The organism is Pseudomonas sp. 18.1.10, from assembly GCF_024655625.1.
Lineage (GTDB): Bacteria > Pseudomonadota > Gammaproteobacteria > Pseudomonadales > Pseudomonadaceae > Aquipseudomonas.
This window is the reverse complement of sequence record NZ_JANLGL010000129.1, coordinates 1-17,467: the sequence shown is the minus strand read 5'-3', so window position 1 is coordinate 17,467 and position 17,467 is coordinate 1. Positions and strand designations below refer to the sequence as shown.

Here is a 17,467-nt window from a genome sequence, read left to right as displayed (position 1 = left end):
TCAGTCACCGGATATGTATCTGATCCACCGCTTTCGCGAGCAAGCCCGCTCCCACATTTTGAATCGCATTCCAGCTTTAGCAGATCACAATCCCCTCCCCCGAAAAGCCGCTCACGCCGACCAGCGTGACCGAATCCGCACCCACACTAATCACCGTATCCCCACCGTGCTCCCGGTACTGCACATCACCCTGCACCTCCTTGAACACCAGCCTGTCCGTCGGCTGATAGCCAATCACCCGATCCTGCCCAAACTGCCCGCTGAACAAAAAGGTGTTGTGCCCGCTGCTGTCACGGAGCGTGTCATTGCCCTTGCCGCCCTCGATAAAATCCGCGCCCTTGCCGCCCTGGATCAGGTCGTTGCCGTCGCTGCCGATGATGAAGGTGTTGCCTTTGTGGGGCTCGGCGTTGCGGTTGAGGTCTTGTACCCAGGTCGTCGCGCGGGCCGGGTCGGACAGGTTGGCGACGATCACCGTGGAGTCGCGGGTCATCTGTTCGTAGAAGCCGGATTCCAGGACACGCGTCAGGCCGTCGCCATAACCCGTCGGCAGATGGGAGATCCAGGTCGGCAGGTTGGCGATGGAAAACGGCAGCACATTCCACAGGGTCGAGGCGTAGTGGTCGTTGAAGCTGACAATGTTGTCGGTGCTCGACTCATGGGGCTTGTCGTGCACGCCGAGGGATGACAGGTTGAACGCTGAACCGTCCAGCGCGCGGAACACCGGGTCGTTCTCGTAGCCGATGTTGAGCACCTTGTCGCTGCTGCTCTGGGTCGGCGAGGCGTAGGCCACGTAGTTGGCGTCCCTGTAGAAGCCCGACCATTGATTGCCGCTCAGGTCGGCCATGCTGTTCACCGCCAAGCCGCCCAGGCTATGGCCGCTGACCACCACGTCCTTGCCGCTGAGGCCGTGGGCGCCGGCGTAGTCGGCCACGTGTTTGAGCAAGGTGCCGAACGCTTCGCCGCTGTAGTTCTTCGCATAGTCCTTGGGGCCCAGCGCGGCCATCAGGTCGCTGACCAAGTCGCCGATGGAATCGCTGATCAGGCTTTCCCGGGGCCCGGAGGTGCCGCGAAAGCCGATGCCGATTTCCAGCAGCTTGCCGGCATCATCGTATTTGCCCAGCACCTCGACTTGCGCGCTGGTGTAGCCGGCCTTTTCACCAAAGAACGTACCGCGCCCATCGACCTTGCCGGCGTAACCCAAGGTGCTTGCACTGATGGGCGTCCAACCGGCTTTGTGCACCGCGTCCAGGGCGGCTTTTTCCGAGTCCGGGTTCCACGGGATGCCCGGAATCACCCCCTGTGAGTTCGCGCCGCCCAGCAGCGCACCCACCAAGGTCGCCGGCAAGCCCCAGCCCAAACCGTTGTGCTGGTAACCCACGGCAAAGCCGTTATCCAGGTTGTGATAGCTGTACAAAGTGATTGCCATGGCGTCGGCAAACAACGCCTTGGAACCCTCGGTGCCGAGGTTTTTATAGTCAAAAATACCCATATCAGTACCCCTCTGATCGTTCCCACGCTCGGCGTGGGAATGCCGCCCTGGACGCTCTGCGTCCGTTCTTATTATCGTGCCGGCCCAAACGCCTCATCCACCTTGGCCAGGTCGGTGTCGCGCAGGTTGCCCGCGTAGTAGTGCAATTTGGTCCAGGCCATCAGGTAGTCGTAACGCGCCTGGGCCAGGTCGCGGCGTGTGCTGTAGAGCTGCTGCTCGGCGTTGAGGGCATCGAGGTTGACGCGCTCGCCGCCGAGGATGCTTTGCTTGGTCGACACCACCAGCGCTTCAGCCGACGCCAACGCCTTTTGATACGCGCGCAGTTTGCTCACCCCCGACAGGCACGCGCTGAACTGGCGGCGCAGTTCGATCAGGGTTTCGCGGGTCTTGCCCTCCAGCTCGTACTCGGCCTGCTCCATGGCCCGGCTGGCCTGGCGGGTGGAGGCGGAAATGCCGCCGCCGGCATACAGCGGCAGGCTGACTTCGACGCCGATGGTGTTGGTGTCATAGCGCTGGTTGTAGGTGTTGCCGCTGTCGGACTCTTGCTGGCGCGAACTGGCGTACGCAGTGACTTTCGGCAGATGCCCGGCGCGGTTGCGCTCCACTTCATACCGCGCCACTTCCAAAGCCTGGCGCTGGGACGCCAACGTCGGGTTGTTGCTGATCGCCAGTTCATGCCAGGTGTCGTAGTTGGCCGGGGTCAAGGTGAAGGCGGCAAAGCCCTGGTTCAGCGGCGCCAGGTCGTCGATGTTGACGCTGGGCACACCGATCAGCGCGCCCAGTTCCCGCAGCGATGCGTCCTGCTCATCCAGCGCCTGGATCTCTTCGGCGGTGGCCAACTCGTAACGGGATTCGGCTTCGAGAATGTCCGTGCGCGTGCCCTCGCCCTGTTGGAACAAGTGCCGGTTCTGCTGGAACTGCTGCTCGAACGCCTTCTTCTTGGCGCGGGCAATGTCGATCTGGTCCTGTGCGAACAACGCCTGGGTGTAGTAGGACAACACCCGCACCAACAACGCTTGGCTCTTGTCGCGAAAGCTCTCATCGGCAAACAGCGCCTGGGCCACGCCCTTGCGGTAGTTGGCGTAGGCTTCATAGTCGAACAACGGCTGTTGCAGGCTGAAGGTCGAGCCGTAGCTGTTGTAGTTGCGGTCATCGTGATAGGTGCCGCCACGCCCGTCGGGCAAGGTGGCCTGGGAGTTGTTGCGGCCCTTGTTGTAGTTGTAGGACAGCTTGGGCAGCAGGCCGGCGCGGCCGATGGTGCGGTTTTCCAGGCCGGCGTCGCGCTCCTTGATCGCACCAAGGAACACTGGATCGTTGCGCAAGGCTTGCTCGTACACGTCGAACGGGCCCATGGCGGCGTGGGCACTGGTGCAGCTCAACAGCAAGGCGATAAACACCGGTTTCATGCTTATTCCTCGGTCAACGCGGAGCCGGCACGATCCAGCAGCGGCTTGAACAGATAGTTGAGCAACGAACGCTCGCCGGTGCGCACAAACATCTCGGCGGGCATGCCGGGCTTGATGACCAGGCCGTGGAGTTTCTCCAGCGCCATTTCACTGACCGTGGTGCGCAGCACGTAATACGGCGCGCCGGTCTTTTCATCGAGCATCTGGTCGGCCGAGATCAGGCTGACTTGCCCCGGCACCCGCGGCGTGCGGCTCTGGTTGAAGGCGGTGAAGAGGATGTCCACCGGCAGTTGGGTGCCGACCTTGTCCACCAGGTGCACAGGCAGGCGCCCTTCGACTTCCAGGCGCGTGCCCTGAGGCACGATCTCCAGCAGGGTCTCCCCGGCGCGCACCACCGCACCCACCGTGTGCACGCTGAGGTTGACCGCAATGCCATCGGCCGGCGCGTTGATCTGGCTGTGTTGCAGGTCAAAGCCGGCGGAGGTCAGTTGCTGCTCGAGGGTCAGGCTGCGCAGCTGCGCGTCGGCCAGTTGGCTGCGCACTTCCTTCTGGTATTCCTCGCTGTGCTGTTGCAGTTTCAGACGCGATTCGAGGATGCCCTGCTCCACCCGCCCGCTTTCGCCAGTGTTCTGCGCCAGGTCTTGCTGTACCTGGGACAGCTGGCGCTGGTACTCCAGCAAGCGGTTGCGCGGGATATAGCCGTTGTCGGCCAAGGGTTGCAGGTTGCCCAGTTGATCGCGCAGGGATTGGGCCTGGGCCGTCAGGTCGCTGCGCGCCCGGCGCATGCCGCCCAGTTGCGCGGTGGCGCCGTCGATATTCGCGCGAATGCCGGCCTGTTCACGGGCAAAGGCTTCGCGGCGGCTGCTGAACAGTTGGCGCTGGCCTTCCAGGACCAAGGCCAAGGCCGGGTCAGCATCGCTGCTCAGCTCGGCGGGAAAGGTGATGCTGGCGCGGTTATCACGCTCGCTCTGCCAGCGCGCCACACTGGCCCAGGCCATGCGGTACTGCGCTTGCAGCGATTGCACATCGGCCTGGTGCTGGGTCTGGTCGAGGCGAAACAGCGGCTGGCCCTGTTTAACGGCCTCGCCTTCACGCACCAGAATCCCGCTGACCACACCCGGGCTGAGGGTTTGCACGGCCTTGCGCTTGCCCGACACCACCACCGTGCCTTGCACCGGAATGCCTTGGTCCAATGGTGCCAGACTGGCCCAGAGGAAGAATCCTCCGGCACCGAGCACTGTCAGCAGCCAGCCCATGCGCACAAAAAAACGCGCGTCGTGTTGTTCGTGGATCATGCTGGCATCCTCTCTTGAGGCGGTTGTTCGCGTTGCCCGGACAAGGCCCGCAGCACTTCCTGGCTGGGGCCGAACACTTGCAACTGGCCCTCGTTGAGCACCAGCAACTTGTCAGCCTGGGCCAACGCGGCCGAGCGATGGGTGACCAGCACCACGCTGCTGCCTTGGGCTTTCATCTGCACGATGGCGCTGGCCAGCGCGGCCTCGCCCTGTGTATCGAGGTTGGAGTTGGGCTCATCCAGCACGATCAGCCGGGGCCCGCCGTACAACGCCCGGGCCAGGGCCACCCGTTGTTTCTGCCCGCCGGAGAGGCCGCCGCCGTTGTCCCCCAGCAGCGTGTCGTAGCCTTGGGGCAGGCGCAGGATCAGCTCATGCACCCCGGCTTGTTGCGCGGCCTGCACCACACGCTGTGGGTCGGCCTGGCGAAACCGCGCGATGTTGTCGGCGATGCTGCCGCTGAACAGTTCGATGTCCTGGGGCAGGTAGCCGATGTGCGGACCGAGGTCGTCGCGGTCCCAGCGATGGATATCCGCACCGTCCAGGCGCACCGTGCCCGCCAGGGTCGGCCACACGCCCACCAATACGCGGGCCAGGGTGGATTTACCCGAGCCCGAGGCGCCGAGCACGCCGAGCACTTCGCCGGCACCGAGGGTGAAACTGACGTGATGCAGGGTCCCTACCCGCCGCCCCGGTGGGCCCGCGCTGACCTGCTCGAAACTCACCTGGCCCTTGGGCGCCGGCAATTTCATCGGCTCCACGGCCTCGGGGCTTTCGCGCAGCAACGCGTCCAGACGCTGGTACGCCAATTTGGCCGAGCTCCACTGCTTCCACACGGCAATCAGTTGGTCGATGGGGCTGAGCACGCGGCCCATCAAGATCGAGCCGGCAATCATCATGCCGGCGGTCATCTCGCCTTTGATCACCAGCAGCGCGCCCAGGCCCAGCACTAGGGATTGCAGGCACAAGCGCAAGGTTTTGCTCAGGGCGGTAATCACCGCGCCGGTGTCGCTGGCCCGGTTCTGCAAGCCGAGGAACTGCGAATGCACGGCAAACCAGCGCTGGCGCAGTGCACCGAGCATGCCCATGGCCTGGATAGTCTCGGCATTGTGCAAATGGCTGGTGGCCAGTTGGCTGGATTGCTGGGAGTGGCCGCTGGCCTCACCCAAGGGTTTTTTCGTCAGGTATTCGTTGAGGCACGCCAGGCCGATCAGCAGCAGTGCGCCGGCGGTGGCCAGCACGCCGAGCCAGACGTTGAACAGGAAGATCACCAGCAGGTAGATGGGAAACCACGGCGCATCAAAAAACGCGAACAGCGCCGGGCCGGTAATGAATTGGCGGATATGGGTCAAATCCCCCAGCGACTGCCCGGCATGCCCTTGGCCGCGTTGCAGGTTGCGTTCAAACGCGGCCTTGTAGACGCGCAGGTTGAAACGCCGCTCCAACTGGCTGCCGATGCGGATCACGATAAAACTGCGAATGGCCTCCAGCGTGCCAATAAACACAAAGAAGCCGACGACCATCAGCGTCAACATCACCAGGGTGGTTTCATTCTGGGAGGACAGCACGCGGTCATACACTTGCAGCATGTAGATCGACGGCACCAGCATCAGCAGGTTAATCAATGCCGTGAAACAGCCAACGCTGAGCAAGACACTCTTGTATTCACCCAGCGCTTTGAATAAAGGCGGCGTGGCCATAGCTTGCGATCTTCCTTGAACCAAATAGCGCGCAAATAGTTACCCGCACCCCGAATAACGGAGCGAGCAACTAATAAAATCAAGTTATAGGCTTATAACCAATAACTAAGGGGCTCGTTGCAATATCACTTCAGTACCGGAAAGTGTGCGACCTTTATATTCACCGTTCTTCTGTCGATTCAAATGGGTAATACCGGTGCCATCGGCATTCATCAGCCAGATGCCGTCCGGCGTCGGTAGCCAGGTCTTGGGGGTGTCCCCCAGCCATTGTTCGGCGCACGCCACATCGCCACGTACGGCGTTGGGGGCCAACAGGTCCAGAGCGCACACATGGTCCTGCTGGTGTAGCTGCCAGTGCCCGGCCAATTGGGCGCTGCTGGGTAAAACGAGGCTGCTCGCCATAACGGGGGCTCCTGCCGACATGAACATGACCTGCACCACGCAGGCGATAAAGTGGGTAAAACGCTGCATCTTCACGCTCCATCGGGGGAACGCGGCGCCGAAGCGCCGCGCTGCTACATCACGCCACGATGTCGCTGACGGCGGCCTGGCCCACGGTGGTGACGAGGAAATCCGCCACGCCGTGCCCAGAGAAGTCTACCGCCAAGGTGCCCAGGTTGGTGCCTGCGGCGTAGGTCAATACCGCGTCGCCGGCGTGCCCGGTGAACGCATTGACGAACGTCAGGCCCGCGCCTTTGGTAATGCCGCTGAGGTCGATCTTGTCCGAACCGGAGGTGAAGTCAAAGATCTTGTCCGCCGCCCCAGGCTTGGAATCGGAACTGGCACCAAATACAAAGGTGTCGTTGCCCGCGCCGCCCCACAGTTGGTCGGCACCGCCGCCGCCGTAGAGGATGTCGTTGCCGGCGCCGCCCTTGATAAGGTTGGCCGCGTTGTTGCCGATAATCAGGTCATTGCCGGCGCCACCGAAGGCATTCTCCACGGTCACGCCCTTGGCGATGGACACGTTGCCCACCAGGCCGCCAACGTCGGAGAACGAGGCCTCATTGAGGTTGATCTTCTGGTTCTGGGTGAAACCGGAGAAGTCCAGGGTATCGTTGCCACCGCCGTCCCACACCGAGAACACCAGCTTGTCGGCATTGGAAGTGGCGCTGAGGAAGTCGCGCCCGGTATTGGAGTTGAACCCGTAGGTGGTGTCGCCGGCACGGGTGTTGTAGTTGGCGCCGTAGAGCTTCTGGATCGCGGCAATGTCGTCGATCAGCGGCCCGGAAGCGTAGGCTTCGACCCCGCCTTTACTGAAGTTCTGGCTGGTGTTGCTTTCGCTCCAGTAGCTCATGACGCTGTAGCCGCGCGTGTCCTGTCCATAGGACGCGTCGTTGTAGGTCGGTGCGCCTTCGCCGGCGTTGTAGTCGCCGGGATGCGCCAGGCCCAGGGTGTGGCCGATTTCGTGGGTCAGGGTCTGCCGGCCATAGTTGTTCAGGTCCGGGGTCTTGTTTGGCGTGTAGCTGCTGTTGGTCAGGTACCACGAGGTGCCGTCGTAGCCTGCGCCGGTGCCGGGCAGGTAGGCGAACGCCGCCGCGCCGTCCTGGCCGCCGCTGTAGTTGCCGAAGGTCATGTGGGCGTCACCGCCGCTGGCCTTCTCGGTGAAGGTGACGTTGGCCACATCCGCCCAGGATTGCATGGCCAGCGTGGCCTGTGCTTTTTGCTGGGCGCTGAACTGGCTGAAGCCCGAGATACCATGTTTGTTCATGGTGCTGGACGACGCCGAGGTCAGGAAGGTGTAGGTCAGATCGATCTTGCCGTTGCCGTCAACGTCCCGGTAGGCCGCACCGTCGCGCAGCAGCTGGGTGGCGGCCTGGTCGACGGTGTAGGACGGTTTGCCATTGACCGTGAGGTTGCCGCCACGGTCATACAGATGGCTGAAGCTATCGATTTGCGAGTAAGCGGTGCTGGCTTGCGCCGCCGACACGATAGCCTTGTCTTTAACTTTTGACATAAACGTACTTCCTTGTTTGCAAGTGCATCAGTCTTTGATCGATAGGAACCCCGCGGGCGAGATCGTCCTATCACTCGCCTCTTTTGAAGGCGTAAGAAAACTGACACAACTTGAAATCTTTCGTCTACATCTTTTCCTGCAGGCAAAACAGGCAAACAGTTTGCGCAAAGAAGTTGCGTGCCGTATTTGTTGGGCGGACTTGATTTTGTCCGACAAAAAACCACACCCCCTTATTTAAATATTAAATAGCGCTAAAGCCGCGCAACTTGCGCGGCATCACTAGTTAATGGATCCAATATATTGGCAGGGTGTCATTGGCGACATTAAACGGCCACTAGTTACACTAATATTTGCAGTTGCCCCCTATTACCGGGACACACTCCAGCCGGTTTTATGCAATGCCGCCACTAGCGTGTCGCCGTGCAGGCCCGGTACGCGTACGCCGTCGTCGGTGTCCATGTCTTCGCCGGCGAGGATCGCGTTGATGATCGCCTCCTCCACCGCTTCTGCCGCCGCGCTGAACAATGGCGAGATATGGTCGTTGTTGACCATCTGCAACGCACTGCTCAAGGGCAGGCCTTTGCGCCCGTAATCGGCCGCCGGCAAATCCTGGTTGCCGGTGGCAAAGGCCAGGAACAGGTCGCCGCTGGAGTCCTCGGTACCGCCGCCCGTGCGGGCGATGCCGATGGACGCACGCTGCGCCAGGCGTGTGCATTGGTGCGGCAGCAACGGTGCGTCGGTGGCGATAATCACCACGATGGAGCCCATGCCCGGGGTGCCCCGTTCGGCAAAGGGCGAAGGAATGTCCATTAACTGCCGGCCCACCGGGTAACCATCGACCCGCAGCTCCTGGCGCTTGCCGTGGTTGGCCTGCACCAGCACGCCGACGGTCCAGCCGCCCTGCTCCGCCGCCAAGCGCCGCGACGCCGTGCCGATGCCGCCCTTGAACTCATGGCAGATCATCCCGGTGCCGCCGCCCACGGCGCCTTCCTGCACCGGGCCGGATTCGGCGCTGTCCAGCGCTTCGCGCACATGCTCGGGGCCAACGTGCTGGCCCCAGATATCGTTGAGCAGGCCGTCGTAGGTCTCCATCACCACCGGCATGCACCAATACACTGCCGGATCCGCCAGGCGCTCGCGCTCCAGGGCGATCAGGGTGTCGCGCACAATGCCGATGCTGTGGGTGTTGGTGATGGCCAGCGGCGTGGTCAGCAGCCCCGCTTCGCTGATCCACTCCAGGCCCGTGGCATCGCCGTTGCCATTGAGTACGTGATACCCGGCAAAGCATGGTTGTTGCCGCGCCTCACCGGCGCGTGGCTGCACAACGCTGACCCCAGTGCGCACCTGTTTGCCATGGATGCGCGTCTTGAGCGTGCTGTGGCCAACCCGCACGCCCGGTACGTCGGTGATCGCATTCAGCGCGCCGGGTGTGCCCAGCCCCAAGGTAATCCCCAATTGCCGTGCTCGCATAACCACTCCTTACAGTTTTTGGTACGCCGGACTCGTCCGGCCACTGATGCAATACAGAATCACTGACACGGCCAGCAAGCCAGCGATAATCATCACGTCGCGCACGGAGGCCGCAGCGACCAGGGTCGCCAGGAGATACCCGGCGCCCAGCACCGCCAGCAAGGCCGGCAGCGGCCACAGCGGCATGCGATACGGATGTTCACGATCGCGCAGCAACACCCGGCTCATCAAGGCGCTCAACGCTACCACCAGGTACACCAGCATGATTAGCAGCACACTGAACGAGGTGAGGTCGGCGAGGTTGGAGCTGAAACTGAGCAGCGCCGAAGGCACCGCCAGGAACAGCGTCGCGAGCCAGGGCGAATCCCAGCGCGGGTGAATGCGCGTAAACAATGTGTTGATACGCGGCGTCCACAGGGCGTCACGGCCACTGCTGAACACCACGCGGCCGATCTGGATCACGATGGCGACGATGGCATTGAACACCGACAGAAAGATCCCCGCACTGACCAGCCTCGACAGGGTTTCGTTGCCATGGCTGGTCAGCAGGTAACCGATGGGGTCCGGGCTGCTAATCATCGCACTCAGCGACGGCGCGCCGATCAACAGCGCGGTGATGGGCACCAGTTCGATCACCACCACCAGCCCCAGCGACCACAGCACCGCCTTGTGCACGCCCTTGCCGCCGCACTTCATGTCTTCGGCCAGCAACACCGCCGGACCGTAGCCATTGAACGAGAACAGGCCAATCCCTACCGCGCCGATCACCAAGGCCCAGGGCGCCAGGTGCAGCACGCCGTTTTCGACAATCTGCGGCTGGAACAGCACGCTGACCGGCTGCACAGGATTGCCGAAACCGAGAAACACGATCACCAGCAACGCCGCGATTTCCAACAACAGGCATGTGCCGGTGATCCAGGCGTTGAGCTTGATGTTGAGGATGCCCAACGCGTAGCTGCACACCACGATGACCAGGGCGACGGTTTGTGAGTCGAATGTCGTGCCTAGCGCGTTATTCAGGTACGTCGCCGCCCCGGTCGCCAATACCGGCGGGATAAACAGCAGCATCACCAACACGGTCAAGAACGTCGCATAACCGGCCATGCCACCAAATACCCGCTTGGCGTACACATATTCGCCCCCCGCGCTGTTGTGGGCGCGGCCCAGTTCGGCGTAGCAAAAGGCGAACATCAACGCGAGCAACGCGGCCATCACAAACGCCAGGAACACGCCGCTGCCGGCCTGCTGGATGGCAAACGGCGCGATGACAAACACGGAACTGGCGGGCGTGACGGCGGAGACGGTGATGGCCACCACGTCGAACACGCTCAGCGTGGGTTTAAGCACGCCGTCTGGCGCGGGAGAAGCACTCATATCGTTATCCTCTGCTGTTGTTTTTGGTGTGAGGCAGAAACGAAAAATGAAGCCTTGTCGGGATATTTTTCCCGTTGAATGAAGCCGACGTTATTCCCTCGGCCGCTGTCAGCCAATTCCCCTATTGGAGTACTCCCCTTGACGTCGCCCGGCAAAAGCCGAAACCTTGGCCGATCTATTTGCCATGGGAGCCTGCGATATGAGCCTGTTCAGGGAAGTCGGCCTGCACGCGGGCCTGGGCCGTACCGTCGCGCATATCGGCACCGAGCGCTTTTGGAAACAGTTGGTGCTGTTGCTGCAACAATGCCTGCCCTTCGATAACGCCCTGGCGATCTTCTACCCCACCGATGGCGCGCCCGTGGCGCTCGAGGAATACGACGCGCAACCCACGAGCAAGCCCGCGTCGATGCTGGTGTACCTCAATGGCTTGTACTTGATCGACCCGTTTTTCCAGGCCTGCCGCGAGGGGTTCAGCAGTGGTGTGTACCGCCTGGAGGAAGTCGCGCCGGACCATTTTCGCCAGAGTGAGTACTTCCTCAACTACTTCCACGACAACGTGCTGGAAGACGAGGTGCAGTTCATCCTGCAAGTGCCGGGGGCCGGAACGTTGTCATTGTCCCTGGGCATGCAGCGGCGGTTCAGCGCTGAAGAGACGGGGCTGCTGACCACGGTAGCCGCCTGGGTATTGCCGCTGATGCAGCAGCATTGGCAGCAAAGTACCCAACGCGCACCGGCAATGGACAGCCAGATCCGCGATGCGTTGAGTCACTTCGGCAGCGGGGTGCTCTCGGAGCGCGAACTGGAAATCGCCCGGCTGGTGTTGCGCGGATTCTCGTCCAAGGCCATGGCCGAGCGCTTGAATATCTCACCGGACACGGTGAAGGTGCACCGGCGACATCTGTACGCGAAGCTGGATATCTCGTCACAGCCGGAGCTGTTTTCGTTGTTTATCCAGTCGTTGGGGCATGATCTGGAACACCCATGATCGCGGTATAGAAGCCACCAGCCGGCAGCGCCAATGGCACGCTGTCGGTTGGTGGCAGTCTTCATTTGGTTTCAGGCAATAGGTTGTAAGTCGCATCAAATACTACAGTTCCCGCGACAAAATGCATTCTTCCCGAAACTTCCTTCGTATTTGGGTCATTTATGACGGTAAGGGACCCTGACTCAGCAAGGTGGAGGACGTTACCAGCTGTAAGAATTACCGCGTACTGAAACAGGGGGTGCCCCACATGGTACTCACCATCGGGCAGATCGGGCCTTAAAATTACCGCGAGAACCCCTGTTGCATCAAGGGGGTCTGGCGGTGACGAAAGGTAGTCCTCGCCTGCGATTTCGGTACGTGCGGAGTTTATATAGCTAAAGGCGTCCGCTGAGAATGGACTGCTCACATTGTCCTCTGTCAATGTACCCCTCATGTATTCGGTTGCTTTCTTACCCGGCGCCGGTTTCAGGTGCTTCCACTTTTGAGATTTCATATAGGTTTCTCCTTGGTTTGCTTGAGCGCTGCACTTGCATTAAATCAGCACGCAACGCAAAAAAAACCTGTCAGAAATGACACCTGATACCGGCAGTTTTTTATTGCCAAATCATCTATAGGCAATTCAGCCCCCTCAAACGACGGCACGCTATCGCTCAATGGGAGTTATAGAAGCTTATATGCTCAGGCAGCAACTTTACGTTGTCGACGCGAACAGAAAACAGCGGCCCCTCAGGCGTCACCTTAATATTCAGTGTACTCACGCCAAAAGCACTGTGGGTAATTTGTACATCCCCCACTTGCCTTGGTCGCTCATCCTGAATATGAATCGCCGTTATACCGTTCTCCTGCAGCACTTCGGACAGATCGATTTCGTCCTGTTTCGGGTTGAAGTTGAAGATCGTGTCAGGCTCATTGCTCAGGGAGTCGCTGGCCTTTTCATACTTGAATGTATTGGCGCCTTTGGCGCCCACCAAGTGGTCGCCCCCACCGCCACCAACCAGCACCGAGTCCTGGCCAGGATTGGCTTCGAGGCGTTCGCGGTTGTCGGTACCCCGCAACACAGGGAGGCTGTTCTCAGGGTACGTCCAGCTACCGCCGCTCTGGAGAAATTGTACTGAAGACATATTGATAACCTCTCGAAAGATATTTGCTTGATAGGAGACATGTGAAGTACCGAGGAACTTCTCACGGCAAGGATATCGCCATCAATCCGGGATTTTTAACACCCTATTTCGAGAATATCCGCACTGTTCCCTCGACACAAAATCAAACACCATTCTTCAAGCCATGCCAGCACGCCAATATGGGTAAATGACTACTCGACGCAATAAGTTGCAGTACATTATTCAAGGCGTTGTTGCTGGTCACTTCCTGTAAATCAGCAACATTTTGCCAAAACAACAGATGGACAGGGCTGTGTAGCGTTATTAACGCCCCATGCGAATAGTGTTCCACACCCGCGTCCGAATCCGGTCGATATTCAGTGGCATCGCCTCCAGCGCAAACAACTTGCCCATCATTTCTTCGCTCGGGTAGATCTTGGTATCGGCCTTGATCTCAGGCTCCACCAGGCTGTCCGCCGCACTGTTGCCGTTGGCGTAGTGCACCGAGTTGGTGATGTCGGCCATCACCTTGGGCTCCAGCAGGTAGTTCATGAACGCATAACCGGCCTTTTCGTCCGGGGCGTCGGCGGGCATGGCCACCATGTCAAACCAGATGGCGGCGCCTTCCTTGGGGATCTGGTAGCCGATCTTCACACCGTTCTTGGCTTCCTTGGCGCGGCTTTCGGCTTGCAGCACGTCGCCGGAGAAACCGACGGCCACGCAGATGTCGCCATTGGCCAGGTCACCGGTGTATTTCGAGGAGTGGAAGTACGCCACATAAGGCCGCACTTTCATCAGTAGCGCTTCGGCTTTTTTGTAGTCCTCGGGGTTCTTGCTGTGGGGCGGCAAGCCGAGGTAGTTAAGGGCAATCGGCAGCAGTTCCGGGCCGTTGTCGAGGATGGCTACGCCGCATTTGCTGAGTTTTTCCATGTACTCGGGCTTGAAGATCAGGTCCCAGGAGTCCACCGGGGCGTTGTCGCCCAACACGGCCTTGACCTTATCGATGTTGTAGCCGATGCCGGTGCTGCCCCACAGGTACGGGAAACCGTGGGCGTTGCCCGGGTCGTTGTTTTCCAGGGCCTTGAGCAGCACCGGGTTGAGGTTTTTCCAGTTGGGCAACTGGCTCTTGTCGAGTTTTTTCAAGGCGCCGCCCTGGATCTGCCGTGCCATGAAGTGGTTGGACGGAAACACCACGTCATACCCGGAGTTGCCCGTCATCAGCTTGCCGTCGAGGGTTTCGTTGCTGTCATACACGTCGTAGCTGAAACCGATTCCGGTCTGCTTCTGGAAGTTCTTGGTGGTGTCCGGCGCGATGTAGCTGGACCAGTTGTAGATCTTCACCGTCTCGGCGGCCTGGCTGATAGAGGCCACCAACATCAAGGGCAACAGGGCAATGGCTTTCATGGTTCGATTTCCTGGCGGTTTTAGGGCTGTTTTTATGGCAGGCGATCAAGGATCAAAGCGTTACAGAATCAAGACGTAGGTCTTGCGCACGGTGTCCTGGATATCCCAGATACCTGTACTGTTGGCCGGCAACATCAGTGCATCGCCAGCTTCTATGTGGACGACTTCGCCGTTGTCCGGGGTGAACGTGCAGCGGCCCTGGATGAAGTGGCAAAACTCCTGGGATTTGATCTGGCGCCGCCAGCGGCCCGGGGTGCATTCCCAGATGCCGGTTTCGACGCCGTCGCTGCGCTCGACGCTCAACGTCGAGGCCACCGCGATGGGCTCGCCCAGGGGCACGGCCACTGGCGACGAGTCCGGCAGGTGGGCGTTCAGCGTGTCTTTGAATTGAGTGATGCTCATGGGTTTTCCCGTGTGAGTGGAACGGTTCAGTGCATGAAACCTTCCATGAAACCCGCCACGCCGGTCGCCAACTTTCGGCGCCAAGGCGCGCTGTTGGGGTTGGCCAGCACCTGGTCTTCATGGACAAAACTGCGAATGATCGCGTTGTAACCCAGCCAGCGGCACGGCTCGGGTTCCCAGGCCTTGAGCGCATCAAGGCCACGCTCGCGGATCACCCAGGGTTGCCGGACCAGCGGCGTGTCGTGGCCGAGGATCAAGTCGGCCAGCGTGCGCCCGCCCAGGTTGGTGGCGCCGACGCCCTCCCCGCCATAACCACCGGACAGTGCGATGCCGGTCTTGTGGTCGCAGAGCATGTGCGGTCGGAAATTGCGCGACATGCCGAGGTTGCCGCCCCAGGAATGGGTAATCCGCACGTTCTTGAGCTGTGGGAAAAGCTCGCCGAACAGGTAGCGACGCAGCTCCACCTCGCTGTCCGTCAAATCGAAGTTGTGGCGCAGTTTGCCGGCGAACTGATAGCCGCCACGGGCGCCGAACACCAGGCGATTGTCGGCCGTACGCTGGCCATAGGTGACCTGGCGGCTGCTTTCGCCAAACGCCTGGCCGTGGTTCAAGCCGATGTCGTCCCAGGTACTGGCGGGCAGCGGCTCGGTGGCGACGATCAGGCTTTGCACCGGCAGTTGATAACGACCCAGGGGCGGCAAGGTGTTGGCGTAACCTTCGACCGCTGGCACAACCCAGGCGGCGCGCACGCTGGCCCTGGCGGTGCGCACGCTGCCGGATTGCCAGTGGGTCACTGGGCTGTTCTCATAGATCTGCACGCCCATGCTCTCAACGACTTGCGCCAGGCCGCGCACCAGCTTGGCCGGGTGGATGGTTGCAACGTGGGGTGCATAGATACCGCCATAGGGCTTGGCAATGCGGATTTGTTCGGCGAGCTGCTGCGGGCCGAGCCAGCGGTAGTCGGACTCCGTAAGGCCCTGGGCGTAGAGTTTGTCCAGGTAACGGCGCAGGCTGCCTTCCTGCTCGGGGTAACGCGCGGCGCAGTACAGGGCGCCGCCTTTGCGGTAGTCGCAGTCGATGCCTTCGCGGGCGAGGACCTGGGCGACTTCATCAGGGATAGCGTGCAGCAGGTCAAAGGCAGCGCGCCGTGCGGCGGGCGCCAGGCCTGCCAGCAAACGGTCTTCGCCCAACAGGTTGCCCATCAGCCAGCCGCCGTTGCGGCCCGACGCGCCGAAGCCGGCAGTTTGTGCTTCGATAATGGCGATATTCAGCTCAGGCGCCTGGCGCTTCAGGTAATACGCGGTCCACAACCCGGTGTAGCCGGCGCCGATGATGACCACATTGACGTCCAGGTCATGTTCCAGGGACGGCCGCGCCACCAGCGGGTCGTCCAGCTGGTCCATCCATAAACTGATATTGCGCCATGCTGGCATGCCCGCTTCCCCTACCTCGTTTCGATAGGGCTGATCCTAGAGCGCGGTGTTAAGGCGTGTCTTGCGCGCGTGCACGCAGGGAAATTTGTTTGACATAGGCCTTGGGCGACTGGCCCGTGTGCTGGCGGAATGCACTGTAGAATGCCGACAACGAGTTGAAACCGGCGGCGAACGCCAGGTCATCGACCTTGATCGGGGGCGTGGCGGTATCCAGTGCCGCGAGCAAATGCTGGAGCCGCGCCTGGTTGACGTAGCGGTAGAAGCTTTGCCCCAGCACCTGATTCAGCAGGTAGGAAATCTGATTACGGCTGTAGCCGCATTCCTTGGACACCCGCTGTAGATCCAGCTCGGGGTCCAGATAGGGTTGCTTGCGTTCGAAGTATTGCTGCAAGTCATTGGCCATATGCCCCAGTTGCTGGGGCGACAAGCCCAGGCGGCTGACCGTGGGGCGCAGCGCCTGGGCGGGCTGTTCGTGCACCAGGGACGCGTATTCATTGACCCGCCAGATCAACCCGTCACGCACCGTAATGGCTTCACTGGTGCGAAATGACACCAGGCCCTGGCCACCGCGCAGGGTGATGCGGTATTGGATAAACGCCGTGTCGCCATCGGCGCGGATGCGGTCAGTGTGTTCAATCGCCTCATCCGCCGCCCGTGGCATGCTGGCTTGCAGGTACGCGCGCAACTCGGGGTAGCGGATGACACGGTTCTGGAAAAAATCGTGGTACTGGATGTCCGGGTGGTAGTAGGACATCACCCCATCAAGGTCGCGATGCCGCCAGCACAAGTGATGGCGCAGCACCCATTCGCGGGTGGCTTGGGTCTGCGGAGAGTCATCGTCTGCGGCGATGGTTGGCATGGGCGGCTCTGCGACGGGTAAACCGTGGAGATTGCCGATTTTTACAAGTGCCGACAATGGCCAATTGCAGCTTTTGAATGATGGCATATCGCCCAGACTTTAGTAGGACATGACCCACATCAAACTTCAGGAAAAGAACCGCCGAACGGAGCGCAAAAAGTCACCTGGCGTTTACGAACGAATGCTATTTTTAACGCTTAAACGCCACGACCAATGACGGTCATGGTTCCCTGCCGCGAGCAAAAGGAAGCGCTCAATGAACAAGGTAGGCAACATGAACAAAGTGACATTCCCCAACGCCTGCCAGCTGATGCGCTGGCATTTCCATCCGATAGGCTTCGAGGGCAGCATGGACGCGCCCGGCAGCATGGTCGCCCGTCTGTTCGACCGTGCCAGCGGCGAAACGCTGATTGCCATTGCCGGCATTCCCTGCGCCACGGTGATGAACGCAGCGGATGTGGAGCGGATTATCGAGGCGGTGGAGGATGAGCTGGAGTCGTTTGTGCCGCCGCAGTCGTTGCGGGCCTGAATGAAGCGTTAAAAATGTGGGAGCGGGCTTGTGTGGGAGCGGGCTTGCTCGCGAATGCGGTGGTTCAGTT

16 protein-coding genes are annotated in these 17,467 nt (G+C 60.8%); 2 read left to right on the top strand and 14 right to left on the bottom strand.

The window, feature by feature from the left end; genetic code table 11:
• Window positions 1-76 precede the first annotated feature (76 nt).
• The 8 genes from NUV89_RS19990 to NUV89_RS19955 form a co-directional block, all read right to left on the bottom strand.
• Window positions 77-1,489, bottom strand: coding sequence for a lipase (locus tag NUV89_RS19990; protein WP_257782664.1), 1,413 nt, complete (start codon window positions 1,487-1,489; stop codon window positions 77-79).
• 71 nt (window positions 1,490-1,560) lie between these two features.
• The gene (locus NUV89_RS19985; protein ID WP_257782663.1) at window positions 1,561-2,895 is read right to left on the bottom strand and encodes a TolC family outer membrane protein; all 1,335 of its coding nucleotides are present in this window, start codon (window positions 2,893-2,895) and stop codon (window positions 1,561-1,563) included.
• 2 nt (window positions 2,896-2,897) lie between these two features.
• Window positions 2,898-4,190, bottom strand: a complete 1,293-nt coding sequence (locus NUV89_RS19980) for an HlyD family type I secretion periplasmic adaptor subunit (RefSeq protein ID WP_257782662.1) — start codon at window positions 4,188-4,190, stop codon at window positions 2,898-2,900.
• Window positions 4,187-5,887 carry a type I secretion system permease/ATPase gene (locus NUV89_RS19975; protein WP_257782661.1) on the bottom strand — a complete coding sequence of 567 codons (1,701 nt, stop codon included), beginning with the start codon at window positions 5,885-5,887 and terminating at the stop codon, window positions 4,187-4,189. Before NUV89_RS19975 ends, NUV89_RS19980 begins: the two co-directional genes overlap by 4 nt.
• Window positions 5,888-5,992: 105 nt before the next feature.
• Window positions 5,993-6,358, bottom strand: coding sequence for a protease inhibitor Inh/omp19 family protein (locus NUV89_RS19970; RefSeq protein ID WP_257782660.1), 366 nt, complete (start codon window positions 6,356-6,358; stop codon window positions 5,993-5,995).
• 49 nt (window positions 6,359-6,407) lie between these two features.
• Window positions 6,408-7,841 carry a serralysin family metalloprotease gene (locus NUV89_RS19965; protein WP_257782659.1) on the bottom strand — a complete coding sequence of 478 codons (1,434 nt, stop codon included), beginning with the start codon at window positions 7,839-7,841 and terminating at the stop codon, window positions 6,408-6,410.
• A gap of 366 nt (window positions 7,842-8,207) precedes the next feature.
• Window positions 8,208-9,311, bottom strand: a complete 1,104-nt coding sequence (locus tag NUV89_RS19960) for a P1 family peptidase (protein ID WP_257782658.1) — start codon at window positions 9,309-9,311, stop codon at window positions 8,208-8,210.
• Window positions 9,312-9,320: 9 nt separating this feature from the next.
• Window positions 9,321-10,685 (bottom strand): APC family permease, encoded by a 1,365-nt coding sequence (locus NUV89_RS19955; RefSeq protein WP_257782657.1) that lies wholly within the window; start codon window positions 10,683-10,685, stop codon window positions 9,321-9,323.
• Between the two features lie 199 nt (window positions 10,686-10,884).
• Here NUV89_RS19955 and NUV89_RS19950 point away from each other — a divergent pair, with 199 nt between their 5' ends.
• On the top strand, window positions 10,885-11,670 hold the full coding sequence (locus NUV89_RS19950) for a helix-turn-helix transcriptional regulator (protein ID WP_257782656.1): 786 nt from the start codon (window positions 10,885-10,887) through the stop codon (window positions 11,668-11,670).
• A gap of 61 nt (window positions 11,671-11,731) precedes the next feature.
• Here the strand turns inward: NUV89_RS19950 and NUV89_RS19945 are convergent, their stop codons facing one another.
• From NUV89_RS19945 to NUV89_RS19920, 6 genes are all read right to left on the bottom strand, one after another.
• Window positions 11,732-12,163, bottom strand: a complete 432-nt coding sequence (locus NUV89_RS19945; RefSeq protein WP_257782655.1) for a hypothetical protein — start codon at window positions 12,161-12,163, stop codon at window positions 11,732-11,734.
• Window positions 12,164-12,320: 157 nt separating this feature from the next.
• The gene (locus tag NUV89_RS19940) at window positions 12,321-12,791 is read right to left on the bottom strand and encodes a M10 family metallopeptidase C-terminal domain-containing protein (RefSeq protein ID WP_257782654.1); all 471 of its coding nucleotides are present in this window, start codon (window positions 12,789-12,791) and stop codon (window positions 12,321-12,323) included.
• A 303-nt stretch (window positions 12,792-13,094) separates the two neighbouring features.
• Window positions 13,095-14,174 (bottom strand): polyamine ABC transporter substrate-binding protein, encoded by a 1,080-nt coding sequence (locus NUV89_RS19935; RefSeq protein ID WP_017739287.1) that lies wholly within the window; start codon window positions 14,172-14,174, stop codon window positions 13,095-13,097.
• A gap of 60 nt (window positions 14,175-14,234) precedes the next feature.
• Entirely contained in the window at window positions 14,235-14,576 is a 342-nt protein-coding gene (locus NUV89_RS19930) for a cupin domain-containing protein (RefSeq protein WP_257782653.1), read from the bottom strand.
• Window positions 14,577-14,602: 26 nt separating this feature from the next.
• A complete protein-coding gene (locus NUV89_RS19925) occupies window positions 14,603-16,009 on the bottom strand; it encodes an FAD-binding oxidoreductase (protein ID WP_257782652.1) in 1,407 nt (468 codons plus the stop codon).
• Window positions 16,010-16,058: 49 nt separating this feature from the next.
• Window positions 16,059-16,868 (bottom strand): AraC family transcriptional regulator, encoded by an 810-nt coding sequence (locus NUV89_RS19920; RefSeq protein WP_257782651.1) that lies wholly within the window; start codon window positions 16,866-16,868, stop codon window positions 16,059-16,061.
• A 256-nt stretch (window positions 16,869-17,124) separates the two neighbouring features.
• Here NUV89_RS19920 and NUV89_RS19915 point away from each other — a divergent pair, with 256 nt between their 5' ends.
• Complete coding sequence (locus NUV89_RS19915) at window positions 17,125-17,397, top strand: DUF1652 domain-containing protein (protein WP_017739291.1); 273 nt, start codon at window positions 17,125-17,127, stop codon at window positions 17,395-17,397.
• The last annotated feature ends 70 nt before the right edge of the window (window positions 17,398-17,467 follow it).